Source organism: Nitratireductor luteus, assembly GCF_026162365.1.
Classification (GTDB): Bacteria; Pseudomonadota; Alphaproteobacteria; order Rhizobiales; family Rhizobiaceae; genus Chelativorans; species Chelativorans luteus.
This window is the reverse complement of sequence record NZ_JAOANW010000013.1, coordinates 22,840-46,944: the sequence shown is the minus strand read 5'-3', so window position 1 is coordinate 46,944 and position 24,105 is coordinate 22,840. Positions and strand designations below refer to the sequence as shown.

General features: G+C 63.4%; 26 protein-coding genes and 2 tRNA genes. 11 read left to right on the top strand and 17 right to left on the bottom strand.

The genetic code is table 11. The annotated features are described in order from the left end of the window. Positions 1–6: 6 nt before the first annotated feature. Positions 7–80 (bottom strand) — tRNA-Cys (locus N1058_RS17675). Positions 81–210: 130 nt separating this feature from the next. Beyond that, positions 211–513 carry a hypothetical protein gene (locus N1058_RS17670; protein WP_265518926.1) on the bottom strand — a complete coding sequence of 101 codons (303 nt, stop codon included), beginning with the start codon at positions 511–513 and terminating at the stop codon, positions 211–213. Positions 514–688: 175 nt separating this feature from the next. Here N1058_RS17670 and N1058_RS17665 point away from each other — a divergent pair. After that, positions 689–763 (top strand) — tRNA-Asn (locus tag N1058_RS17665). A gap of 159 nt (positions 764–922) precedes the next feature. On the opposite strand, the gene N1058_RS17660 is transcribed toward N1058_RS17665, so the two are convergent. After that, positions 923–1,357 carry a DUF7282 domain-containing protein gene (locus tag N1058_RS17660; protein WP_265518925.1) on the bottom strand — a complete coding sequence of 145 codons (435 nt, stop codon included), beginning with the start codon at positions 1,355–1,357 and terminating at the stop codon, positions 923–925. A gap of 375 nt (positions 1,358–1,732) precedes the next feature. Here N1058_RS17660 and N1058_RS17655 point away from each other — a divergent pair, with 375 nt between their 5' ends. The 3 genes from N1058_RS17655 to N1058_RS17645 all read left to right on the top strand — a co-directional run bounded on the left by N1058_RS17655 (position 1,733) and on the right by N1058_RS17645 (position 3,912). After that, positions 1,733–2,350, top strand: a complete 618-nt coding sequence (locus N1058_RS17655; protein WP_265518924.1) for a hypothetical protein — start codon at positions 1,733–1,735, stop codon at positions 2,348–2,350. Between the two features lie 266 nt (positions 2,351–2,616). Next, a complete protein-coding gene (locus N1058_RS17650) occupies positions 2,617–3,198 on the top strand; it encodes a VOC family protein (RefSeq protein WP_265518923.1) in 582 nt (193 codons plus the stop codon). A gap of 21 nt (positions 3,199–3,219) precedes the next feature. Then, entirely contained in the window at positions 3,220–3,912 is a 693-nt protein-coding gene (locus tag N1058_RS17645; RefSeq protein ID WP_265518922.1) for a glutathione S-transferase family protein, read from the top strand. 191 nt (positions 3,913–4,103) lie between these two features. Here N1058_RS17645 and N1058_RS17640 read toward each other — a convergent pair whose 3' ends face one another. Both N1058_RS17640 and N1058_RS17635 read right to left on the bottom strand, forming a co-directional pair. Further along, complete coding sequence (locus N1058_RS17640) at positions 4,104–4,886, bottom strand: DUF2182 domain-containing protein (RefSeq protein ID WP_265518921.1); 783 nt, start codon at positions 4,884–4,886, stop codon at positions 4,104–4,106. A gap of 46 nt (positions 4,887–4,932) precedes the next feature. After that, on the bottom strand, positions 4,933–5,697 hold the full coding sequence (locus N1058_RS17635; RefSeq protein ID WP_265518920.1) for a DUF899 domain-containing protein: 765 nt from the start codon (positions 5,695–5,697) through the stop codon (positions 4,933–4,935). A gap of 124 nt (positions 5,698–5,821) precedes the next feature. On the opposite strand from N1058_RS17635, the gene N1058_RS17630 reads away from it, so the two are divergent. The 4 genes from N1058_RS17630 (at position 5,822) to N1058_RS17615 (ending at position 9,909) form a co-directional block, all read left to right on the top strand. Then, entirely contained in the window at positions 5,822–7,042 is a 1,221-nt protein-coding gene (locus tag N1058_RS17630; RefSeq protein WP_265518919.1) for a tetratricopeptide repeat protein, read from the top strand. A gap of 38 nt (positions 7,043–7,080) precedes the next feature. Continuing rightward, positions 7,081–7,731, top strand: coding sequence for a Vgb family protein (locus tag N1058_RS17625; protein ID WP_265518918.1), 651 nt, complete (start codon positions 7,081–7,083; stop codon positions 7,729–7,731). A gap of 306 nt (positions 7,732–8,037) precedes the next feature. Beyond that, positions 8,038–9,054 carry a cell division protein FtsZ gene (ftsZ, locus tag N1058_RS17620; RefSeq protein WP_265518917.1) on the top strand — a complete coding sequence of 339 codons (1,017 nt, stop codon included), beginning with the start codon at positions 8,038–8,040 and terminating at the stop codon, positions 9,052–9,054. A gap of 591 nt (positions 9,055–9,645) precedes the next feature. Beyond that, the gene (locus N1058_RS17615) at positions 9,646–9,909 is read left to right on the top strand and encodes a hypothetical protein (protein WP_265518916.1); all 264 of its coding nucleotides are present in this window, start codon (positions 9,646–9,648) and stop codon (positions 9,907–9,909) included. A 59-nt stretch (positions 9,910–9,968) separates the two neighbouring features. Here the strand turns inward: N1058_RS17615 and N1058_RS17610 are convergent, their stop codons facing one another. From N1058_RS17610 to N1058_RS17600, 3 genes are all read right to left on the bottom strand, one after another. Next, positions 9,969–10,262 carry a Dabb family protein gene (locus N1058_RS17610; protein ID WP_265518915.1) on the bottom strand — a complete coding sequence of 98 codons (294 nt, stop codon included), beginning with the start codon at positions 10,260–10,262 and terminating at the stop codon, positions 9,969–9,971. A gap of 80 nt (positions 10,263–10,342) precedes the next feature. Continuing rightward, complete coding sequence (locus N1058_RS17605; RefSeq protein ID WP_265518914.1) at positions 10,343–12,319, bottom strand: bifunctional 2',3'-cyclic-nucleotide 2'-phosphodiesterase/3'-nucleotidase; 1,977 nt, start codon at positions 12,317–12,319, stop codon at positions 10,343–10,345. A 281-nt stretch (positions 12,320–12,600) separates the two neighbouring features. Beyond that, complete coding sequence (locus N1058_RS17600; protein WP_265518913.1) at positions 12,601–13,083, bottom strand: Lrp/AsnC family transcriptional regulator; 483 nt, start codon at positions 13,081–13,083, stop codon at positions 12,601–12,603. A 136-nt stretch (positions 13,084–13,219) separates the two neighbouring features. Here N1058_RS17600 and ald point away from each other — a divergent pair, with 136 nt between their 5' ends. Then, positions 13,220–14,335 (top strand): alanine dehydrogenase, encoded by a 1,116-nt coding sequence (ald, locus tag N1058_RS17595; protein WP_265518912.1) that lies wholly within the window; start codon positions 13,220–13,222, stop codon positions 14,333–14,335. A gap of 282 nt (positions 14,336–14,617) precedes the next feature. Here the strand turns inward: ald and N1058_RS17590 are convergent, their stop codons facing one another. Beyond that, positions 14,618–15,091 (bottom strand): DUF1203 domain-containing protein, encoded by a 474-nt coding sequence (locus N1058_RS17590; protein WP_265518911.1) that lies wholly within the window; start codon positions 15,089–15,091, stop codon positions 14,618–14,620. 48 nt (positions 15,092–15,139) lie between these two features. Next, on the bottom strand, positions 15,140–15,442 hold the full coding sequence (locus N1058_RS17585; RefSeq protein WP_265518910.1) for a PD-(D/E)XK nuclease superfamily protein: 303 nt from the start codon (positions 15,440–15,442) through the stop codon (positions 15,140–15,142). A gap of 64 nt (positions 15,443–15,506) precedes the next feature. Here N1058_RS17585 and N1058_RS17580 point away from each other — a divergent pair, with 64 nt between their 5' ends. After that, positions 15,507–15,656, top strand: a complete 150-nt coding sequence (locus N1058_RS17580; RefSeq protein WP_265518909.1) for a hypothetical protein — start codon at positions 15,507–15,509, stop codon at positions 15,654–15,656. Positions 15,657–15,995: 339 nt separating this feature from the next. Here N1058_RS17580 and N1058_RS17575 read toward each other — a convergent pair whose 3' ends face one another. From N1058_RS17575 to N1058_RS17555, 5 genes are all read right to left on the bottom strand, one after another. Further along, complete coding sequence (locus N1058_RS17575; RefSeq protein WP_265518908.1) at positions 15,996–16,553, bottom strand: OmpA family protein; 558 nt, start codon at positions 16,551–16,553, stop codon at positions 15,996–15,998. Positions 16,554–16,709: 156 nt separating this feature from the next. Continuing rightward, a complete protein-coding gene (locus N1058_RS17570; protein WP_265518907.1) occupies positions 16,710–17,279 on the bottom strand; it encodes a GNAT family N-acetyltransferase in 570 nt (189 codons plus the stop codon). Further along, positions 17,276–18,127 (bottom strand): 3-mercaptopyruvate sulfurtransferase, encoded by an 852-nt coding sequence (gene sseA, locus N1058_RS17565; protein WP_265518906.1) that lies wholly within the window; start codon positions 18,125–18,127, stop codon positions 17,276–17,278. Before sseA ends, N1058_RS17570 begins: the two co-directional genes overlap by 4 nt. Positions 18,128–18,205: 78 nt before the next feature. Beyond that, positions 18,206–18,940 (bottom strand): alanyl-tRNA editing protein, encoded by a 735-nt coding sequence (locus tag N1058_RS17560; RefSeq protein ID WP_265518905.1) that lies wholly within the window; start codon positions 18,938–18,940, stop codon positions 18,206–18,208. Then, on the bottom strand, positions 18,940–19,974 hold the full coding sequence (locus N1058_RS17555) for a cysteine synthase A (protein WP_265518904.1): 1,035 nt from the start codon (positions 19,972–19,974) through the stop codon (positions 18,940–18,942). Before N1058_RS17555 ends, N1058_RS17560 begins: the two co-directional genes overlap by 1 nt. Before the next feature lie 221 nt (positions 19,975–20,195). Between N1058_RS17555 and N1058_RS17550 the strand changes: the two genes are divergently transcribed. Beyond that, positions 20,196–21,089 (top strand): SDR family NAD(P)-dependent oxidoreductase, encoded by an 894-nt coding sequence (locus N1058_RS17550; RefSeq protein WP_265518903.1) that lies wholly within the window; start codon positions 20,196–20,198, stop codon positions 21,087–21,089. Here the strand turns inward: N1058_RS17550 and N1058_RS17545 are convergent. Together N1058_RS17545 and N1058_RS17540 are read right to left on the bottom strand one after the other, a co-directional pair. After that, positions 21,016–22,242, bottom strand: coding sequence for an MFS transporter (locus N1058_RS17545; RefSeq protein WP_265518902.1), 1,227 nt, complete (start codon positions 22,240–22,242; stop codon positions 21,016–21,018). The genes N1058_RS17550 and N1058_RS17545 overlap by 74 nt on opposite strands. Positions 22,243–22,454: 212 nt before the next feature. Next, positions 22,455–23,819, bottom strand: coding sequence for a DEAD/DEAH box helicase (locus tag N1058_RS17540; RefSeq protein ID WP_265518901.1), 1,365 nt, complete (start codon positions 23,817–23,819; stop codon positions 22,455–22,457). Positions 23,820–24,105: the final 286 nt, after the last annotated feature.

Below are 24,105 nucleotides of genomic sequence, written 5' to 3'. Positions count from 1 at the left end.
GGCAATTGGAGGCCTCGCCCGGAATCGAACCGGGGTGCAAGGATTTGCAGTCCTCTGCGTAACCACTCCGCCACGAGGCCATGATGCCGGGAGCATCGACGCGTTTCAATAGGTTGGGACCAATGGTGCGTCAAGCCGGTAAGCGCCGTTCCAGATGTTTTCCTCGGTGGAATGGCCGCCCCTGCTCCTCAAGCCCATGGTGCCCAGACCTCACGCCTTCTTCTGCCGGCGGCGTGTCCACCAGAGTTCCAGCTTGCGCCGCATGCGGCGCACGGCCGGCACGTCGTAGGAAAGGATGAGCAGTCCGAAGGGCACCATCCAGAAGCCCAGAATGGGCAAAAAGCCGAATATGCCCAGAAAGGTCAATATGCCCCCGCTGGCAAGCCTTGCAGCGCGCGAGCGGGGAATCGGCAGCTTTCTCCCGGCGATGGAGACATAAGGCCGCGCCGCACGCGGCTTCGGTCCGGTACCGCCGTCACCTGCCTTGCTGTCCTGCTGCGTCGGTTCGCCCATTCCCATCCTCGCTTGCCTGACGGCGCCTGAACGTCGCCAACGGCGATCCATATGAGAAAGGAAAGTGTCGATTGCGAGCCCACGAAGCCGATTGCTGACAAAAAAAACCGAATGGCGCTTTGCAAACGCGATTTCTCTTTGCTATAGGCACGCTCACTCACATGAGCAAAGGCATTCCCCGGTAGCTCAGCGGTAGAGCAACCGGCTGTTAACCGGTTGGTCGCTGGTTCGAATCCGGCCCGGGGAGCCACTCCTTTCTTTCGCACCAGCCGGCATAACAATGATCAGGTACGGTCGAGACACGTGATCGGCCCTCCCCGCCATCCGAAACGTCGAAGCGCACTGAAAGCAAACGCCCCGCCAGCCGTGGGGCCGGCGGGGCGTTGGCGCGGCGAAAGCCGTGGCTTCGTTACATGGCTGGTACTTCAGCCGCAATTGGCCCATCGGGGCCCATGGCAGGTGTATCCACATCCGTCGCACCTGGACCGAAGTCATAGGTGTGATTGTCGTTCGTCTCGTAATGCAGCATCAAGACGATGCCGCTGGCGGGATCGAGCACTCCGGCAACATCAATGGACAGATCCTCCGTTTCGCCCGGCTCGACACGCAGATGCCCAAGCGAGGCGGGTGGAGCCCCTGCTGCATTGTCGTGAATGACGACATAACCGGGGCGATTCGTCGTAACGGAAACACCTGTAATCTTGTCGCCCTCGATTTTGGCGTTCTCCGTTTCAATAGCCGGCACCTCGGCCATATCCGTTTCGCCCGGATCGGCCTCGGTCTGAGCGAACGCGGAGCCGGTCAGTAGCATGGCTGCCGATGCTGTGAGGATGACATTTCTCATAACAACTCCTTTTGCTTTGTTGCGACCAAATCATCGCGACTCCCCCGGTAATTTCCAAAAAGGCACGATGTTCCAGGAAACGGGTCACATAATTTTTACTGTTGGCTGCTGCCGGCCTTCCTTTCGGCACCCGCGACGACGCATGCTCAAAAACGCAGAACTCAGGTTGAAGGGGCGTGGTCGGGAGGGAGGCTGCGACATGAACCGCATCGATACTACCTCTGACGCTCGGCACACCTCCTCAATTGGTATCTGACCATCCCTAGTTCGGGCAGTCGTGTAAAACGTTCTTGACGCCGCAAACGCTTCCACTCCCATATTGGGCGGTCAGACGATCTGCGGGCGATAACGAGCCGCAGCTGACGGGAGGAACCAATGAAAACGTTCACAGCGAGCGCAGCCGCCGCAATCGCAGCGGCGGCTCTGACGCTTATGATGGTACCGGCGCAGTCCGGATCCGACGCGGATCTGGGCGCGGCCATAGATGCGGTGAAAAGTGCAAGCGAGCGGTTTCGTGACGTCAAGGTAGCGCTTGCCGAGGGATATGTTGCCGATCCCGGCAACCATTGCGTGACTGCAGCGGCGGAAGGGCTCCCCGCCGAGCTCGGCGGCATGGGCATACACTATCTGCATCCCGAGCTGCTGCAGCTGACGGCGACGGAACCGCGCGTTGACGGCAATGGAACGCATACGGATTTCGAGAAGCCGGCAATCTTGATCTATGAACCGGCGGCCGACGGCTCGCTCGTTCTGGTCGGCGTGGAAAACCTGGTCTTCAAGAATGCCTGGGAAACTGCCGGTAACACGGAGCCGCCGGTCTTTGCCGGTCGCAAATGGGATCTAATGGAAGACAATCCCGATACGGCCAGCGATGAAGCGCATGGCTTCGCGCCGCATTACGACCAGCACGTCTACCTCATGGACGACGACTTGACGGCCGCGGTTCAGCCTTTTCACCGCTCCGTCACATGCGAGCACCACAAGGACCACTGAACAAGCCTTGGCTTGGCAGCGCCGTCATCGTTGCCTGTAGCCGGCTCTGGCAGCTCGCGTACCCGCGGCAAGCGCGCGCCGCAACGTGAGCGGTCAGCGGTGGGTGCTTCCCCGGCGCCAGGCAGAACTGAAAGCGAGCCACCCCAGCGGCGGCCCGCTTTCGTTGCCCGAGCGCGGCACGCACCCATTGGAGATGGCGCGGTTGCCGAGTGGTCATTCGGCGGGACGTGCGGTAGGTTTGAAGGTGGAGCTAGAGGGAAACCCTGATGCGGAAGCTTCAATCGCAGGGCGTTCATCATATCACGCTGGTCGGGGCCGACCGGCAGACCTCGATCGATTTCTGGGAAGGGGTGCTGGGAATGCCTTTCATCTTCGAGCAGCCCAATCTCGACCGCGCCTCCGAAAGCCACCTCTATTTCGATCCAGGCGACGGACGGCTGATCACGGTTTTCACCAATGACGACCGCAAGCCCGATCCGGCGCGGACTTCGACCGATGTCGGCTGCGTCCACCATATCGCATTCTCGGTTTCGCGCGTCTCCTTCCTGCAGGCCGTGGAACGGCTCGACGAGCGCAAGATCAAGCACAGCGGGATCAAGGACCGCGGCTTCATGGATTCCATTTACTTCCAGGATCCGCTCGGCCTTCTGGTCGAGCTCGCCTCCTACCGTTTCGAGCCGCCGCATGGTTTCACCCACGCCGACGTGCTGATGGAAGCACACAAGATCAGGGTGCAGCGGAACGAATACGCCATTGCCGAAATCCATCTCGCCGACGCGATAGAGGCGTTGACGGCAAGCTCCCGGCCGACCCTGTCGCCGGACCGCGGGGCGAAGAACCCGTATTGAACCGTCAAGGGAGGAGCTGAAATGTCCGATATCAAGCTCAACGTGATCAAGCCCAGCGTCAACAATCTGGCGGTCCGGGTTTTCCTTCGTGCCGCAGGGGTTCCGTTCATCGAGCACGATGTCTACGGCCAGACGCGGCAAGCGGAGTTCCTGGCGCGAAACCCGGCGCATCTGACGCCGATGATCGAGGAGACAGCTCTGCCCAAGGGCGCACTATGGGAGAGCTGCGCGATCATGCAATATCTCTGTAACAAGCACGATCTGGAGGACTTCTATCCATCGGATCCGGCCCGCCGCGCCATGATCGACAGCGCGATGTTCTATCTGATCGGCACTTTCTATCCCTATCTTGCCCGGTCCACTTATCCGCTCCTCGGGTTCCCGCAATATCCGGGTGAAGTCGGCCATAGCGACGCGGACGCGGCAACCAAGGAGGCCGCCCGCGCCGCCGCTGTCGAGGCGCTTGCCGAACCGCTTGGCGTCTTTCAAAGCTTCTACATTGGAGACGCGCCCTTCATTGGCGGCGAAAAGCCGTCCATCGCCGATATCCGGCTTGCCGCGACACTCGAGTTCCTGGCCGTCATCGACTATCCGCTGCCGGAATGGGCAAAGAAATATGTGGCTGCGATCGAAGAAGCGCTCGGTAGCGCCTATACCGAACCTGCCGCCGACGTGCGCGGATATATCTCCTATGTGAGATCGAAGGCGGCATAGCAGCGAGCCTGTAGAGACTGCGGAGGGGCGGTCGCGCGGTCGATGGTGACGGATTCGATCTCTGTTCCGCCCCGGTGTCGGCGGAACGGGTCACCTTGCCCCGCCGCGACCTCTCTTCACGTGAACAGATTTTCGAACCGTCACTGAAAACTCAGGCAATTGGGAGGTGCCATGATGGCGCCTTGAAACCGTCATCCGAGCCCGGCTGCTTGTACGATCAGCAACAATCCTGCCGCGACAGCGATTGCGCCGATGGCTCGCGCGGCGCGCTCACCGGCCGGCGCCAGACGTTCGATGGCGATGGCCGCCGTCACCACAGCCATCACGCGAAGGTCCATGACTCCGACGGCCAGGAGAATTGCCATCGGACCGGTACAGCAATAGGCGCAATGGAGGCCGAGGCGCACGCCATGTCGCCAGGCCGTGCCCGCCCCCGCCGGCAGCGCAGGGCCGTGATCCATTGTCCCCCGGCAGCAGGCAAGATAATATTGCTTCCACGCGGTGAACTGGAGCGCACCGGCGGCGAGCACGACCATACCGACGGCCATCGGTACGACGCGCACCAGCGCCGGATGCTGCATTCCGGCCGCCGCCAACACGGCGCCCAGCGGAAAGGCGGCCATTCCGAACACGGTCCACACGAAGAAGTAGCCGCCGCCCACGAGCGCGGTCAGCCGTCCGAGTCGCGTCTCGCCCGTCCCTGCGACGATCCGGCGGTAGCGCCGCAGCATCGGGACCAGGGACGGCAGCATCATCGCCATCATCATGACAATCCACATGCCGAGGAACGACGCCGCGGCGCTGGGCCAGCTCTGTCCCGGCATTCGCATCCATACCGCCGACACCGTCCAGCCACCAGGCATCGGTATTCCGCCCATCGCCGACATGGACATGCCCCCGATGATCGTCGCCGCCGCGCTGGCAGCGAAGAGCAGCGCCGAAACGGCCAGGAAGGTTCGCTCGGAAGCCGTCATCGTGTGTTCTCCCCTTCCCGGTCGCGCTTCGGCGCCACGCTGGCATTCAGCCTTCGTCATACTCGTCGTGGCGGCGCCACCAGATGCCCGCTTCGTTGCGTCCCTTGGGCGCGCGGTCGAGCCACTGGTACATGCCCCACAGGCCATCAAGCCCGCGCGCATAGGTGGAATAGGTGTGATAGACAGCGCCATCATCGAGCACGAACGCGCTCATGCCCGGCCTCTCGCGCGTGAAGGCGAGCGCGTCGGTTCCGCATGAGGCCGCGATCTGGGCCACGGGCTCGGGGACCTGTGTCGCGTCCAGGGCGTGGCGGCTGCGCTCATAATTGTATTCGACGCCCCCCTTTCGCTGCTCTTCCTTGGTGATCGAGACGTTGAAATCAAAGTTGAAGCCGCCGCCGAGCGATGACGCCCACGGGAAGGTCCACCCCATCCGCCGCTTGTAGGCCTGCAGTTTTTCAAGCGGCACTAGCGACACCGCCCAAAGCATGACATCGTGGTTCGCCAGATGGGCGGCGATGCCGTCGAACCCGTCCGCGATCGCCGAGCAGGACGGACAGCCGGCCTTGTAATCAGGACCGAACATGAAGTGGTAGACGAGAAGTTGCGAGCGCCCTTTGAAGAGGTCGGTCAGCGAGGCGCTGCCCTCGTCGGTCTCGAACCGGTACTCCTTGTCGACCCTGACCCACGGCAGTTCCTGCCGCCGCCGCGCCAGCTCGTCGCTGCGCCGCGTCAGTTCCTTCTCGGCCTGGAGCAGGTCCAGCCGCGCTGCGAGCCACTCTTCACGTGTGCCGGTCATATGTGTTGTCATCGTTCTTCTCCCCTTGGGTTTCCTTTGCTTCGTGCCTTTCCCGACGCGAGGCTGGTTGATGAACGTGAGTTAGGTTAGGACCGGGATGTCGAATGGTGGGAGTGACAAGTGTGGCGGGATTTGAATGGACTCGCTGATCACGGCCGCAGCACACGCGCTGGCGGTCGGTGATCCCCTCGGCGCACTGAAGCGGGTCGCCCTGCGCGAGGATGCGCCCGCGCTCGCGCTCAGGGGCATCGCAATGGCGCAACTCGGCGATCTCGTACGAGCGAAGGCTCTGTTGAAGCGCGCGGCGCGCGCCTTCGGTCCGAAAGAGGCGGTGGCCCGCGCGCGGTGCATCGTCGCCGAGGCCGAAATCGCGCTCGTCTCGCGCGACCTCGCCTGGCCTCCAAAGGCGCTCGCTACCGCACGAGAAACACTCGAAACACACGGCGATCCCATCAATGCCGCGCATGCGCGCAACATCGAGGGCCGCCGCCTGCTCTTGATCGGCCGCCTCGACGAGGCCGAGCAAACGCTCGCCGGGCGCAACCTCACGCAGCTTCCACCGACGTTGAGGGTCGCCCACGAAATGGTGATCGCGGGAATTGCACTGCGGCGCCTTGAGACGAAGGCAGCGCGCGCGGCGCTCACCCGGGCCGCACAGGCCGCACGCGAGGCGGACATTCCCGCGCTGACGGCGGAGGTCGACAGCGCATCCCTCGTGCTCGACACGCCCGCCGCACGCCTGGTCGCGCGCGGCGAAGAACGCCCCCTCCTGCTTGACGAGGTCGAAGCGCTGATTGCGTCGGGGGCGCTCGTCGTGGATGCCTGCCGAAACGTTGTGCGGGAGGCCGGCACGGTAGTCCCGCTCGCCACGCGCCCGGTATTGTTTGCATTGGCACGCGCGCTGGGCGAAGCATGGCCCGCGGACGTGTCGAGGAGCACGCTGCTGGCCCGCGCCTTCCGGGCCAAGCACGCCGATGAATCGCATCGTGCGCGGTTGCGGGTCGAGATCGGGCGGCTTCGCGCCGAGCTTCGGACGCTGGCGGACCTCAGAGCGACTGGGCGGGGCTTCGCTCTGGTGCCGCTCCGCGCAAGCGAGGTCGTCGTGCTGGCGCCGCCCGTCGATGAGAAGCATGCAACCGTTCGCGCCCTCCTCGCCGATGGCGAATCGTGGTCGAGCACGGCGCTGGCGGTTGCGCTCGGCGCCAGCCAACGCACCGTGCAGCGGGCGCTCGAGCAGCTTGCGACGGAAGGCAAGGTGCAGTCGTTCGGCCGCGGGCGGGCACGCCGCTGGATGGCCCCGCCCGTGCCGGGCTTCCCGACGACTTTGTTACTCCCCACTCCACCGCCGAGCGGCTAGGTTGAACGCATGAATTGCGGAACAATCGGGGTAGAACCATGAACAGATCAGCAGCCGAAATCATCCAGGAGTACGGCCCCTTTCCGGGTATAGAGGACGTGCATGGCGTCACCTTTGATGGACAGCACATCTGGTTCGCGTCCGGAGACAAGGTGAGCGCCCTCGATCCGGCGAGCGGGAAGACCGTCCGCTCGCTCGACGTCGCCGGGCACGCCGGCACCGCCTTCGATGGCCGGCACCTGTTTCAGCTCGCCGAGGAACGCATCCAGAAGATCGATCCCGAGACCGGCCGCGTGCTCGCCACGATCCCGGCGCCCGGTGGTGGCGGAGATTCAGGGCTCGCATGGGCGGAAGGCACGCTTTGGGTGGGGCAATACAGGGACCGGAAGATCCTTCAAATCGATCCCGAAACGGGGGCGATTTTGCGCACCATCAGCTCCGACCGCTTCGTCACCGGGGTCACCTGGGTCGACGGAGAACTGTGGCATGGCATCTGGGAAAATGACGAGAGCGAGTTGAGGCGGATCGATCCTCGTACCGGCGAGACGCTGGACGTAATCGAGATGCCATCTGGAGCGGGTGTGTCGGGGCTTGAGTCCGATGGCGGCGATCGGTTCTTCTGCGGAGGCGGAAACAGCGGCAAGCTGCGTGCCGTCCGCCGCCCCAGGCAAGGTTCCGCGGCCAAGTGACCGAAACCGCCTTCCGGCGCGATGTTCCAGAGGTCAGGACCTGGAGCGCCGTGCGTCCGTTCGGACCCATAAAGGACGCTCTAACACTTTGAATATACACATCGTGCTTCCCGTGAATCGATTCCGATTTTTCGGGCCGATGCTGCAGGGTGATAACTGCTCGTCATCAGAGTTGTAGTGCCCGGTCATCATCATCGGGGGATGGCCGGGGCGTCCCCTTGAAAAGGTCGGCTCTCTCTGATCCTTTCGTGCCGTCGAGCCGGCCAAATGATTCACCGTCGGCTCTCCAGGAAGGGGCCAGGCCTAGTGACGGACAGCAAGAAGTCGGAAATTTCGGAGATGCGGCCGAAGATCACCATCATCGGTGTCGGCGGCGGCGGCGGCAACGCCATCAACAACATGATCGCGCAAAACCTTCAGGGTGTCGATTTCGTCGTCGCCAACACGGATGCGCAGGCGCTGAGCATGTCGAAGGCCGAGCGGCTGATCCAGCTCGGCGCCAACTCGACCGAGGGCCTTGGCGCCGGGTCGGCGCCGGAGATCGGTCAGGCGGCCGCCGAAGAAACGATCGACGAGATCATGGATCACCTGTCGGGAACGCATATGTGCTTCGTCACGGCCGGCATGGGTGGCGGCACGGGCACGGGGGCCGCGCCCGTGATCGCGGCCGCTGTGCGCAAAGCCGGCATCCTCACGGTCGCTGTCGTCACAAAGCCATTCACCTTCGAGGGCAACCGCCGCATGGCAATCGCCGAGCGCGGCATCCAGCTTCTGCGTGAAAGCGCCGATACCGTTATCGTCATCCCGAACCAGAACCTGTTCCGCGTCGCCGACGCCAAGACCACCTTTGCCGACGCCTTCGCTCTGGCCGACCGGGTTCTTTACTCCGGTGTCGGCTGCATCACCGACCTGATCGTCAAGGAGGGCCTCATCAATCTGGACTTCGCAGATGTGCGCTCGGTCATGCGTGACATGGGCCGCGCCATGATGGGCACCGGAGAGGCCTCGGGCGACGGCCGGGCGATGAAGGCCGCCGAGGCGGCGATTGCCAATCCGCTGCTCGACGAAGCCAGCATGAAGGGCGCCAGAGGCGTGCTCGTGTCGATCTCGGGCGGGCGCGACATGACACTTTTCGAGGTGGACGAAGCCGCAACCCGCATCCGCGAGGAAGTTGGGAACGAGGCCGAGATCATCGTCGGCGCGATTTTCGACAACAGCCTTGAAGGAATTTTCCGCGTGTCGGTCGTGGCAGCCGGCCTTGCGAGCGAGAATGCCGAAGAGGGCCGCGACCCCAACGGCCTCGACGTCCAGACGGTTCACTGACCGGACTGCAGCTGACGTGCAGGGTCTGACGACACGGCTTTCTCAACCCGCGCAAGCCCGTGGGCACGGCGATTGGCGAGTCTGTCGGCGTACATGGTCTTGCCAGCGCTGAGGAGGCGCAGGACAAGGTCGCCGAGTTGGTCGCCTGACGCCCGAGCACGCCTTGCATTCCCCGCATGAGTTGTCAGCGCGCAAAGCCTGCCCGTCCGCATCACCCGCGGCATGGCGCCGGAGCGGTATATGATCTCCCTCGGGACTCCATCATTTTGTGATGGAGCATTAAGGCCCGTCGACCGTTGTGAATGTGGTGCTGACTTGGTCAAACGAGGCAGCGCCGCACCTATGACGGTCCACAGGTCTCGAACCGAGGGAGGACTCATCATGCGACTGCTTATCCTGCTTTCAACGCTGATCCTGGTCGGCTGCACGTCCACGCCACCGCCCGGCGGGCCCCCCGCTGCTCCCCCTGCCGCATATCCGTCGAGCGGAAACAGCAATGGCGCGTATTGAGATGGCCACCCCCGCCTGGCTAAGGCTTGCAAGGCGCGCCAGTCTCTGTCAGGCGGCTGAAGCTTGTGATATCATGGTTACATGAACGACGAGAACCAAACAGAACGTCGGAAACGAGGGCCGAAGCCGACCGGCAAGGGCACGCCGGTGCTGGTGCGGCTTCAGCCGGAGCTGCTGCGCTCGCTCGATATGTTCATCGCCCGCAGCCGGGTCAGGATGTCGCGCCCCGAAGCATTGCGCATGGCTTTCCGGGAATGGTCGGAGGCAATCGGCTATCTTCCCCACGAGTTGCATCCCGAGGAAGGGATGCGCCCCGAAGAGCTCAACGCCTCGAACGACGATTGAACATTGGAGCAATTCCAGGAAACGTGGGAACCGGTTCTCCGTCCGGCATTTGCGTAAAATCAGACCTTCTTCGATACGAAATCGGCGGCGACGCGCATCTCGCGCAGCGGGCGCACCAGCGTGATGCACTCGGCATAGATCGGGTGCGCCTTGTAGGCGGCAAGCGCTTCCTCGTCGCGGAACTCGCCATAGACGACCACGTCGACCTCGCCGCCAAGCTGGTCGACCTTGCGGTTAAGGCCGATCTCGAAAAACTCGCTGTGCGGTATGTTGCCCAGCATAGACAAGGCGTCCGCGATGCGCCCTACATCCTCGGGCTTGGTTGCGCTGAAGAACACGATATGGCGAATCATCACAGGCTCCTGCTTCGGCCCCCGAAGGAGCCAAATCGGGACGCTTGGTGTCAAGCGCCACGGCGGTTCGGAACCGAAAGCTAAAGCGTGATCCGGTAAAGCGCGAAGCCGTCCTGGCCGTCGCCGGCAGGATCGATGGCGACGCCCTTCACGTCATCGGCGAATTCCGCGCCCTTCGGTCCCGTCTCGAACAGAACGGAGGCACCATCGAGCGGCTTGAAGCGCCAATTGGCGTCGGCGGACGGGTTGATGGTGCCCTCTTCGACGATATAGCGCACGATCACGTCGCGATTGGTATCCGGGGCCTGGAAGATCACCTTGTCGGGACCGATCCCGGGAAAACTGCCGCCGCCGCCCGCGCGGTAGTTGTTCGTTGCGACGACGAATTTCTGTTCCGGATCAATGGGCTTTCCTTTGAACTTCAAATCCTGAATCCGGTTGGAACCGGCATTGATCAACTCGCCCTTCGGATCGTATTTCGGCGGCTGGCCGAGGTCGATCGCATAGGTAACGCCGTCGATCACGTCGAAATTGTAGGAGGGGAACGTGTCGTTGAGCAGCTTCTGGTCGGCTTTGCCTGGCTCGACCTCATTGAAGATGCCCGCCGACATCTCCAGCCACTCTTTCACATCCTTGCCCGTGACCAGGACGGCCTGGACCGTGTTCGGGTAAAGATAGAGGTCGGCCACGTGCTTGATGGCGATGTCGCCGGCAGGCACGTGGGTATAGTAGCCGGCGCCGCCGCGACCGCCCGCCTTGAAGGGGGCCGCCGCCGAGAGCACGGGAATGTCCTTGTATTCTGTCTCCTTCAGCATGTCCTTGATGTACCAGACCTGCGCCTGGGCGACGATCTGCACGGACGGGTCGTCGGCGACCAGCGAGAAATAAGAGTGAAGCGGCGCGGAGGTCTTGCCGACGGCGGTCCGCACATATTTCAACGTCGCCTCGTGGTCCTCGCGCGCGGCCTCCTCCACCTCCGCCTTGCTGTCCACGAGCGGCTTGGTCTCGCGCTCGACGCGCTCGAAGATGGGCCGCGCCTCGCTGGTGGAGCCCGCCACGCGCCAGGCATTGCCGTCGCGCTCCAGCATCAGGTCGATCAGGCCCAGATGCGAGCCCCAGAAGCCGCCCATGACGGCGGGCTTGCCGTTAAGCAGCCCCTTGGCGTTGTCGGCGCCTTCCACGCCCTCGAATTTCGGCCCCGGGAAATCCAGGTGGCTGTGGCCGGTCACGATAGCGTCGATGCCGTCGACGCCCGCCAGAAGGGCGGAAGCGTTTTCCAGGTTCTCTTCATATTGCAGGGGGCCGAAGCCGGAATGCGACAGGGCGACCACGATGTCGGCGCCCTCCTCCCGCATCTGCGGCACCCAGGCTTCGGCGGCGCGCACGATGTCGCGCGTCATCGCCTTGCCGGCCAGGTGTTTGGCGTCCCAGTTCATGATCTGCGGCGGCACGAAGCCGATGAGCCCCACCCTGACGGCGTGCTCCTTGCCCGCGCCGTCCTTCACCTTCTTGTCGAGGATAACATAGGGCTTCAGGAAAAGGTCGTCCTGGCGTCCGTTCGCGGCGAGCCCACCCCGGGTCAGATTGGCGCAGACAAAGGGGAAGTTAGCGCCCGAAAGCACCTTGAACATGAAATCCAGGCCGTAGTTGAACTCGTGATTGCCCAGGGTCGAGCATTCATAGCCGAGCGTGTTCATGGCCTTGATGATCGGATGGACATCGCCTTCGCGCATGCCGCGTTCATAGGCGATGTAGTCGCCCATCGGGTTGCCCTGCAGGAAATCGCCATTGTCGACCAGCATGGAATTGGTCGCCTCGGCGCGGATCGCGTCGATGATCGAGGCCGTGCGCGCCAGCCCCATCGTGTCGTTCGGTTTGTCGCCGTAATAATCATAGGGGAAGACATGCACGTGCAGGTCGGTCGTCTCCATGATGCGCAAATGCGCCTGGTTGGCCGCCGCCCGCACGGAGAAGGGGTGCAGCATCACAAGCGAGCCCGCGGCGGCCGTGCCGGCAAGGAAGGAACGGCGTGAAATGGTTCTGTCGAGCTTGCTCATGGTCTGTCTCCTTAGAGCAATTCCAGGAAAAGTGGGAACCGGTTTTCCGTTCGGAATTGCGTAAAATCAAATGGTTGGATCATTTCACCGTTTCCGTTAAACGGTGAAATGATCCAACCGGCAAGGTTATGCATGCGAATGGCGATGATTGCGCCACCGGGGCGAGACTTCCAGCAGAATCTGATGACGCACGGATGACAGGGGGCCTGGCACCCCAGTCGTGTTTCACCGCCGCGCCCGGGATTACCCCGGTGGGGTAGCGAAGGGGCGCGACGATCAAATCACGCCATGTCCGGCCGTATTCCCGTCGCCGTGCGGTCGATCACCTCGCGCAGCGCGAAGGCCGAATTGATCTTTATGACATGGGGCATGCCGGTGAGCCATTCCTTGTGGATCCGCTCATAGTCGGCCAGGTCGCGCGCGGCGATGCGCAGGATATAGTCGTATTCGCCGGACATGAGATGGCAGGAGAGCACGTTCGGGCAGCGCTTGACCGCCGCCTCGAACTCGCTCAGCGTCTTCTCGAACTGCCCGGTCAGCGATATGTGCACAATGGCCGTCATGCGGTGGCCCAGCGCCGCATTGGAAAGCTCGGCGTGATAGCCCTTGATGACGCCCGATTTTTCGAGATTGTCGAGCCTGCGCGAGCAGGCCGATTGCGACAGCCCGACCCGCTCCGCCAGCGCCGCGTTGGATATGCGTCCGTCCTGCTGAAGAGCATCGAGAATGGCGACATCAATCCTGTCGAGTACGGCTGTTCGCAAAATATTCTCCATTCCCGCCCTTTGGCGCAAGAAATAGCGAACCGGCCTCAGGATGGCAAACCTATTCGCAAGGACGTGCCGGGCGTTTTATGGTTGAATCAGGAAAGTTCACCGCAAATCCCCGGGAGGTTCTGGAATGCGCGTCGGCTGCCCCAAGGAAATCAAGAATCACGAATACCGCGTTGGCCTGACGTCCGGCTCCGTGCGCGAATATGTGGCCCATGGCCATGAGGTGCTGGTGGAAGCCGGCGCCGGCGCCGGCATCGGCGCCGATGACAACGCCTACCGCTCTGCCGGCGCGACAATCGCGAAGACGGCTGGCGACGTGTTCGCCAAGTCGGACATGATCGTGAAGGTCAAGGAGCCGCAGCCGGGCGAGTGGGTGCAGCTTCGCGAAGGCCAGCTTCTCTACACCTATCTCCATCTGGCGCCCGATCCGGACCAGACCAGGGGCCTGGTCGATTCCGGTGTCACGGCCATCGCCTATGAGACGGTGACGGACGAGCGCGGCGGTCTGCCGCTGCTTGCCCCCATGTCGGAAGTGGCCGGACGCCTTGCCATCCAGGCCGGCGCGACGGCGCTGCAAAGGGCCAACGGCGGGCGCGGCGTGCTGCTCGGCGGCGTGCCGGGCGTGCTGCCCGGCAGGGTTGCCATTATCGGCGGCGGTGTGGTCGGCCTGAACGCGGCCAAGATGGCGGTCGGACTCGGCGCGGACGTTACGATCCTCGACCGCTCGATCCCGCGGCTGCGCCAGCTCGACGACATCTTCAACGGCCGGGTCCATACCCGCTACTCCACCGTCGAAGCGCTCGAGGAAGAATGCTTCGCCGCCGATGTGGTGGTCGGCGCGGTGCTTATCCCCGGCGCTGCGGCACCCAAGCTCGTCACACGCGAAATGCTGTCGGGCATGAAAAAGGGATCGGTGCTCGTTGACGTCGCCATCGACCAGGGCGGCTGCTTCGAAACCTCGCACCCCACCACCCATTCCGACCCCACCTACGAAGTCGACGGGATCATCCATTACTGCGTGGCGAACATGCCGGGCGCGGTGCCCGTCACCTCTGCCCATGCACTCAACAACGCCACGCTGCACTATGGCCTGCAACTGGCCGACAAGGGCCTCAAGGCGCTTGCCGACGACCAGAACCTGCGCAACGGCCTCAATGTCCATCGCGGGCGCATCACCAACCGGGCAGTCGCCGAAGCGCTCGGCTACGAGTTGACGGAGCCCCGTGCGGCTGTAGCCGCATAGAGACGGCTTCCCCTCCTCAAAGCCCGCCCTCACCGGCGGGCTTTTTTTGAGTTGCTTCAATATGGAGGATGACGAAGATTGAGGCGCCGTTGTGAATCACCAAGGTTGGCGGTTAGCGCTATCCTACCATACGGTTCGTCATCCTCGGGCCCCGACCCGAGGATCCATGCCTGAACGGTCAACGATTACGCGGCCATCTTCTCTCCGTGCTGACGCTTAATCTTCCTATAAGGCCGTCAGTGACTGCACCCTGCTGCAAAAGGCTAGGCGCGATCTGGACGCTCAGGCCCGTTCTATGCGCACCTGATAGCAATTGTTGCGCGAGGACCGCATGTGCACATAGGCGATGTCGTCGCGCTGCAGAAGCTGGTGCGCATAGGTGCAGATGTCCTTCTTCGGCGTCACAGCCCCGGTGCCGTAGACGATGCGGTCGTCATGCCCGTAGCCGCGCAGGATATAGTCGGGCGTAGCGCGGAACAGCATCGGCATGACATCGCCCTCCTCGGCCCGCTCGCATGCATCGGCGCACAGGAACACCGGACCGGTTTCGGCATAAGGCTGCAAGGCCGGAAACGGCCGATACGACAGGGTGAGATAGTTGCGGCCGGCCTCCACGTTTCTCAGACAGTGCCGGCACGGTACACCGGTGCCGGGCGAGACCCTTGTCTCCGGCGTATTGCCATAGGCATCCGGCGCTCCGTTCTGGAAGGCGCGAGCTTCTTCAGTCGGCATGGCAACAAATTTGATCAGGCCCATTTCGGCTCTCCCGTTCTTCCAGGAGAAGGATCGCGCACCAGGCCGAGCCTATCCACCCGATTCCTGCTGGCCAGGAAACTGGATAGCTGCATCGATCGGGAAAGCCAGCGTCAAAGCCTGTTCCCGCTCGCGGGCAAGCCAGAGCCTCAGCAAAAGCCAGCTCTTGAGCCCGGTAGGGGTGACGACATGAAAGCCTTCCTCGTCGCGCGCCATCGTGGCAATCCAGCGCCGGGTTTCGGGACGCCAGCCGTGCCCGTCCATCACCAGCACGAATTCATGGTCCGGCCGGTTATGTCGCGCATTGAGCAGAACGAACGCCAGCTTCTCGTCCACCGACCCCGAGACCCGCATGCTCTTTTGCCTCGACCAGATAACGCGTGCCGCCCAGGACTAATAGGAAATCAATGCGGGCACCATGGCCGAAGACGGATCGATAGGGCGCGTTGCGCACGACGAAGGGATGCTGTGCGGCGGTACCGGAATCAGCTGCCTGGACAACGGAAATAGCTGGAATGCCGGCGGAGCGGAACGTCTCACCGACTACCGTTTCAAGGCGCTGTCCTGATCGTGCTGCATTGATGCCCGCCGAAACCGGTTTCGCGACCCCCTCCCCGCCTTGCCGGATGCGAAACTGTTCAACCGGAGACCACGGCAAACAGTTGCGTGGCGCCGGGAACAGATTTGCCTGCCCTGCCGGTCGGGAAAGTTATGTTACGGTCCAACAAAATCCTAAGTTGAATCGTGCAAACAACGGTTGCAACCTGGATAAGGGCGACGTTTCGTTCGATACGGTAACTGGAATACTAGCCCGCCCGCATGACCGATACTGGGACATCAGCGGGCGGATTCGTGCAACTTCGATTACTCTGGGATTTGCGTTCGGTTCCCGCTCCCGGCAATCGAACTATCGGATGAAATCATCGATCCGTCGCAGCGTCACGCGCCTGTTGCGCCAGTCTTCGTAGGGCGTCTGAACGAGCAGATATTCCTCGCCATAGCCCACCGTCTCCAGCGCATAGGCAGGGAGACCGAACCGGCGCACGAGGACACGCCGCAGCGAACGGGCCCGCCTTTCGGAAAGCTGCTGGTTGTAGCCATAGGATCCGACGGCGTCGGTATGGCCTTCCAGCAATATGCGCGTGCCCGGGCGCCGCCGCAGGATACCGTGCAGGGCGCGCGCGATCTGTTCCACCTCGCGGTACTCGGAGGGCGGTATCTCGGCCGAATCGAAGCCGAAATTGATCGCCTGAATATCGATGGAGGGTGCCGCACGACGCAAATCGGGGCGGCGCTTGAACTGCTCTACGGTGACGCGATTGTTCGGCTGGATGCGCATTCTCGGAGCAGCCTCCAGGCTGCGCTGGATCTGCGCCCCCGAGGGCATCTTCGCCTGGGCGGGCGCTTGCGCGGGAAATGCGGCCACGGCCAGCGCCGAAAGTAAAAGAATTCGTCTATTCAACATCTTGCCTCTCCGAAATGAGAAAATGATTCAAATCTGCGGAAGCCATAATGCATATTGGACCTGAAGCCACGATGAACGGTTCCCTGCGCCATTGAGAGCGCCCCCTCACCCCAAGCATCGGACCGTCGGTTCCATTCCGGCCCCCGTTTCCGCGCCTCAGCGATAAAGGGCGTTCTTCCGGTCGGCGGGCGAAAGCTTCCGGACGCTGTCTTCGCGCCGCAGGACCGGCTCGAAGCCCATTTTCTGGTAGAGGCCGAGTGCTGCGGGATGGTCCAGCGTGCATGTCTCGACGGAGAGTTTTTGCGGTCCCGTTTCCCAGCCGGCGCGTATCGCCTCTCCCAAAAACCAGCGCGACAGCCCCCGGCCGATAGCATGCTCCATCAGCCCGAAATGGACCAGCGCCGTCTCTTCCGGCCGCAAGCGGCAGATCTCGAAATAGCCGGCCGGCGCGCCGTCGAGATACAGCACCCGGATGTCGGTCTTCTCATCCTTCAGTTGCGCCTCGAGTTCTGCGTCCGAAAGATGAAACGCGCCGGTCCAGTGCCATTTGCGCCCGACCCGGTCGTAGAGGTAGCGATAATAGTGCAGCGGCATGGACCGGCAGCGCATCACCGCCAGCGGCTCCCCCATCGGCGCGGGGGGATAGGCCGAAGGCGGGTGCGTCATTTCGAGCCGCGTTACGGTAGCCTGCAGCGTTCCGGCCGTCTCCCCCTTCTGGCCGATCATGATTTTCCCGTCGCCACGGGCGTGTCATCGCGGCTGCCCCATTCGCTCCACGAGCCGTCGTAGAGGCGGTTGTCCTTGTGGCCGAGGCTCTCCAGCGCCAGCGTTATGACGGCCGCGGTCACGCCGGATCCGCATGAGGTCACGACCGGCTTGGTCAGGTCCAGCCCCGCCGCTTCGAGCTTTTCGCGCAGGGCCTCGGGCGGCAGCAAATGCCCGTCTTTCGACAGTGAGGATGCCGGCACGTTGACGGCGCCCGGCATGTGGCCGGAGCGCATCCCTTCCCGTGGTTCGGGCTCCTCGCCGGTGAACCGGCCGGGTGAGCGGGCGTCGGCGATCTGGATGCCGCCCTTCTCGACGAAACGCCGCATGTCGTCCAGCCCGGCCAGCCTTTTCTCATCGAACTTCGGATCGAACACGCTTGCCGCGATCTTGGTCGGTTCGTCCGTCAGCGGACGGCCCTCGGCGCGCCAGCCGTCCAGGCCGCCGTCGAGTACGTAGACCTTCGCCGCGCCCATGACCCGGAACAGCCACCAGGTGCGCGGGGCGGAGAAGAAGCCGGGACCGTCATAGACGACGATCGTATCGTCCTCCGAAATGCCCATCGAACTTGCATACTGCTCGAAGGTCAAAGGGTCCGGCATGGCGTGCGGCAGTTTCGAATCCGGATCCACCACGGCGTCGTGGTCAAAGAAAACCGCGCCCGGAATGTGGCCGGCCTCGTATTCGGCGCGCGCGTCGCGGCGCTGGGCAGGCAGGTACCAGGAGCCGTCTACGATGGAGAGGCCGGGCTGGTGCAGCCGCTCCTCCAGCCAGTCGGCCGATACTATGAATGGGCTTTGTTCACTCATGATTTGATCCCGAACCGGGTGAGAAATCTCACCTCAAAAGACAAAAATGCCGCCGAAACGAGCTGAAAACGAGGCGATTCAAGCTGAAAACGCGCCGAAACGAAGCCGGAATCGACGGTTTTCGCGCCCCTTTTTCTCGATTTTTCCGATGTGGATGGTGCCGATCTCGCCTGTCCTCAGCACATGGGTGCCCCCGCAGGGCTGGCTGTCGACGACAGCGTCCTTGCCGATGCAGACGAGCCTGATCCGCCCGACGCCCGAAGGCGGGCGCACATTCTTCGACTTCACCAGAGACGGGTTGGCGGCAAGGTCCTCCTGGCTGATCCAGCGCGTGAAGACGGGATGATCTGCCTCCACGAGTTCCGTCAGTTTCTCGGTCACTTCCACTTTGGTGAAGCCGGCGTCCGGAAGATCGAAATCGATGCGCGAATCCTCTTCGCTCACCGAGGCGCCTGTGATGGGATAGGGGCAGACCACGCTGAGAAGATGGCAGGCCGTGTGCATGCGCATCAGCTTGTAGCGCCGCTCCCAATCGAGGGCGAGCGTCAGATTCTCGCCGGTTTCCGGCCGCTCCGCGCCTTCGGCGGGCACATGGATGATGTCGTCCTTGGTCTCGCCGCACACCGTCGCCGCAATGGGGATCACACGCCCGTCGGCGCGGGTCAGCGTTCCCGTATCGCCCGGCTGCCCGCCCGAGGTACCGTAGAAGACAGTGCGGTCGAGGATGATGCCGCCGCGCTCGTTGATGCCGATCACACTGGCCTCGACGCTTCGCATATATGCGTCGTCGCGGAACAGGGTTTCGGTGGCCATCAGGCGACCTCCTCGAACGGCACGGCGATGTCAGGCGCGCGTTCCATCCATGCGGGTACCGGCAGATCCTTCTCGCGCAGGAAGGCGGGGTTGAACAGCTTGGACTGATAGCGGTTTCCGTAGTCGCACAGGATGGTGACGATGGTGTGCCCCGGCCCCATTTCGCGCGCCAGCCGCTTGGCGCCGGCGATGTTGATGCCGGTGGAGCCGCCGAGGCAGAGCCCCTCTTCCTGGATCAGGTCGAAGATGATGGGCAGCGCTTCGCTGTCGGGCACCTGGTATGAGAAATCCGGCTCGAACCCGTCCAGATTAGCGGTAATGCGCCCCTGGCCGATGCCCTCGGTGATCGAGCTTCCCTCCGATTTCAGCTCGCCGGTGGTGTAATAGCTGTAAAGGGCGGCGCCCAGCGGGTCGGCCAGCGCGACCTTGACCGACGCTTTGTGCCGCCTCAGCCCCTCGCCGACGCCGGCCAGCGTACCGCCTGTGCCGACAGCGGAGACAAAGCCGTCGACCTTGCCGCCGGTCTGCTCCCATATCTCCTCGGCAGTGGTTTCCATGTGCCCATCGCGGTTGGCCACATTATCAAACTGGTTTGCCCAGATCGCGCCGTTCGCGTCGTTCGCAGCCAACTGCTCGGCCAGCCTTCCGGATACTTTCACATAATTGTTGGGGTTCTTGTAGGGAACGGCCGGAACTTCGATGAGTTCGGCGCCGAGGATACGCAGCGCATCCTTCTTTTCCTGGCTCTGGGTCTCCGGGATCACGATGACCGTGCGGTAGCCGAGCGCCTTGGCGACCACGGTCAGGCCGATGCCCGTGTTGCCGGCGGTTCCCTCGACGATCACCCCGCCCGGCCGCAACAGTCCCTTCTTCTCCGCGTCGCGGATGATGAAAAGGCCGGCGCGATCCTTCACCGACTGGCCCGGATTCATGAATTCCGCCTTGCCGTAGATTTCGCAGCCCGTTTCCTCGGAGGCGCGGCGGAGGCGGATGAGCGGCGTGTTGCCGATGGTTTCGATCACCGAAGGCTGCATGATGTTCCTCGTCTGGGTCGCGCCGAGCGCAAATTGCAGAAGGTGCAACGTAAAAACCGGCGCATCGCCATGCAAGGCGTGTTTTTGCGCCAGCGGTGGTGAAGGCGACAAATGGTTCAGTTGACGCACGTTAAGCGGGAAAACGGTTCTTCCCGCATAAGCCCGGTTTGGGCTTACACCCGAATCCAACCTTCGGCGATTGCCATTTCGGGGGAACGAGCATGCTTTACAGAGCCGGACCAGATGACGGAATCGCCTGGATCACGGGAGCCGGCAGCGGCATCGGGCGTGAACTGGCGTTGGACCTTGCCGGGCGCGGATACCACGTTGCCGCCACCGCGCGCTCCAACGACGCGCTCGAAAGGCTGGCGGAGGAAGCACGCCCCCTGCCCGGCCGGATCACAGCCGTCGCCTGCGACGTGACCGACGTGACCGCCATGGAGCGCATGGTGGACCATATCGAAACGGCGCTGGGACCTATCGCGCTGGCGGTCTTCAACGCAGGCCAGTATCTGCCGACGCGGGGCGAATATCTGGACTCCGGTAAAATTCGCGAAGTACTCGAGACCAATCTGTTGGGCGTTGCCAACGGGATCGTGCCGGTTTCCCACCGGATGCGGTCGCGCGGATTCGGCCACATCGCGATCATGGGATCGCTGACGACCCATATCGGCCTGCCCTCAGCCGCGGCCTACGGCGCGTCGAAAGCCGCGCTCAACAATCTCTCCGAATGCCTGCGCTTCGATTTCGAGCGGCTGAACATCCGCATCCAGATCGTCAATCCGGGCTTCGTCGACACGCCGCTGACGGCCCGACACCCGTTTCCGCGGCCGGCGCTGATCGATGCCCACAGGGCCGCCGCCCGCTTTTCATCCGCGCTCAGGACGGGAGGTTTTGCTACCGCCTTCCCGCGGCGTCTGGCCTGGAGCGTGGCGGCACTCAATCTCCTGCCGCAGGAATGGCGTTTCGCGATCCTGATGCGGCTGACCGGCTGGCGGCAGCGCAAACGCCCCTCTCCACATATCCGGGCGAACCGTCTGGCTACTCCTGCCGGAGGGGTCGTACCGCTGGCTGAGATTCGGCCGGACGCGCATCGCGCGCAAACAGATAGATGAGCAGGCTGGCAGCCAGCATACCGGCATAGAAGATGAACAGGTTGCGATAGGCGGCCACGGGCTCCCCCTCCACGGTGCCGACGGTGACCACCGCGCCGGTTGCGAACTGCATCAGGCCGGCTCCCCCGATGGAGAAGAAATTCAACAGCGTCACGCCGCGCCCGGTAAGATGAGCCGGCACGAATGCCCGCCCATGCGCCATCAGCAAGCCATAGCTGCCCCCGCATATGCCGACGACAACGAACAGCACCGTTGTCTGGGAAATGCTCGTCATGGGAAAGAATGCCAGCCACGACAACGCCGACAGGCTGAGCGTATTGCCTGTTACGGCGACCCATTTGCGCGTGCCGAATATCTGGTCCATCGGACCGTAGACGAAGGAGCCGGCGACCATGGCCAGCGCCATGAACAGCGTGACCTGACCGATCAGCAACGCCTCGGCACCATAGACATCGGCAAGATAGGGACCTGCCCACAGGCCGCGAATGCCGGCGGCGGCGGCATAGTTGAGGGCGATCAGCGGCAGCAGGGGCCACAGTAATCTCAGCTTGAAAAGCTCCAGATAGCCGGCGAATCCGGTATTTGCGGCCGTTTCCTCGACGGAAGTCTCCGGATCGCGCACAAGGGTGTAGATGGCCAGCGCAACGGCGAGGGTGATGGCCGCAAGACCCATCATGACCTCGCGCCAGCCAAAGGCTTCGGCCGCCGCCGCGAGCGGAGCCGCGCCCACGACATTGCCCAGCGTTCCGAAGCCGACGAGCCAGGACGTCAGGATGGCCAGCCGCGCCGAGGAATAGGTTTTGGCAAAAATGAAGACGGAAGCCATCAGTACGGGCGCACAGCCAAGCCCGATCAAGGCCATGGCGGCGATGATCATCCACGGCACTGTCGAGAGGGCGAAAAGCACGGCGCCTCCGCCACCGCAGGCGCCGAGCAGGACGGCAGCCGTCCGGCGCGGGCCGTAACGGTCGAGCGATATGCCGACGGCGAATTGCGCAAGGGCGAAGACGGCGAACCAGATGCCGGAGGCCGCCGAAAGCTCGGCCTTCGTCGCCCCGAGCTCCACGGTGAGTGCCGGGGTCAGCACGGCCAGAAACGAACGATAGAACTGGGAAAGAATGTAGGCGGCCGCCAGCGCCGCTATGCCTGCCATCAATCGTCCTCCCATGCTCATGCCGGCAGATTGCCGACGGACGGCGCAAACCCTCTATCGCATGGCTACCCGGCGGGCAATTGAGCCACATGGCAGAGGCCGGACGGCCAGCCTGGTATTGGGGACAGAGGGGCGGCGGTAAAACGCGACTGTAGTGTTAACCCCTCCCCTTTTGCGGGGAGGGATTTGCAGGCGTCGGAAACCTCGCGGTCCTAAGCGGCCCGGCCGCGCTGGCCCTGGGAAGATCCGCGGCGGCGGTACTTGCCGTTCTGCGGCTTGCCGCCATCGCCCTGGGGCCGTCCCCTGTTCGGCGCCCTGCCGCGATTGGGCCTTGCGGCCTCATCATTTGCCGGCTGACGGTCGTCGCTCCGGGTGCCCTGATTGGCGGGGCGGGCCGGATCGGGCTGCGCGGTGATGTCGGCGGCGACCGGCAGGCGCATGCGGATGATGCGCTCGACCTGACGCAGCTTCGAAGCTTCGGTCGGATCGCACAGAGTTATCGCCTCGCCATCCGCACCATTGCGGCCCGTGCGGCCGATGCGGTGCACATAGCTTTCGGCTTCGTCTGGAAGGTCGAAATTCACGACATGGGTGATGCCGGGAACGTCGATGCCGCGCGCGGCGATGTCGGTCGCCACGAGAATGCGCACCGAACCGTCACGGAAGCCGTTCAGCGCGCGCTGACGGGCGTTCTGGGACTTGTTGCCGTGGATAACGGCGGCGTTGAAGCCGTCGCGCTCCAGATCGCGCGTCACACGGTCGGCGCCGTGCTTGGTACGGGCGAACACGATCACCTGCCGCATGGCGTCGTTTGCCAGGATATCGGACAGGTATTTGCGCTTCTGCTTGGTGCGGGCGAGGATCACGCTCTGGCGGATTTCGGCCGCCGTGGTGCCCTGGCGGGCGACCTCGACGCGGACCGGCTCACGCAGCAGGCTGGCTGCCAGCTTGGCGATCTCGTCGGGCATGGTGGCGGAGAAAAGCGCGGTCTGACGTGCCGGGTGCGTGGCCTTGGCAATGCGGCGCACATCGTTGATGAAGCCCATGTCCAGCATGCGATCGGCCTCGTCGAGCACGAGCCAGGTCGTGTCCGACAGGAGGACGTCGCCCTCACGCACCAGGTCGGTCAACCGGCCCGGAGTGGCGATCAGTATGTCGACGCCCGGCGCGATCTTCTTGACCTGGCTGTGGCGCGAAACGCCGCCCAGCACCAGCGCGGTCGAAATATGCGAGGTCTTGGCAAGCCCGCGGATCACGGTCTCGATCTGCACCGCCAGTTCGCGGGTGGGCGCCAGAATCAGCGCGCGTGCCGTGCGTGGACGGCGCTTGTTGCCGAGGCCGGCGATGCGCGACAGAATCGGCAGCGCGAAGGCCGCCGTCTTGCCCGAGCCGGTCTGGGCCACGCCCAATATATCCTTGCCTGCCAGGAATGGCGGGATGGCCTGCTCCTGGATCGGCTTCGGAATGTCCATGCCGGCCGCATTGGCAGCGCTCAGGAGGACGCCGGTAATGCCCAGATCGGTGAAACTCAGCTGCTTCGTATCGTTATCGTTGTTCAAATCGTTCTTCTTTCTCATGCGGCCGCCGACTCTACTAAGTCAGCAAGGGTCCGCAGCAATTCGCGGCAGGGCGCAACCTGCCATGACCATATCTATCTTGAACGACAAGGCGGCGGGCCGTGGGGCCTCGCGCGGCTGCGCTGTCGCGCCCTTCGGACATTGCCCGAAAGGCTTGTCCCGCCTCCGGTGAATTCCGGTTTCAGGCGAGGCAGACGCAACCAAATCTCTGTGAAAAGTCTCAACTATCGAGAGAGCCGGGTAACCGGCCCATGCGCCTTACGCCCCTCATATGGAGAAGCGCGCG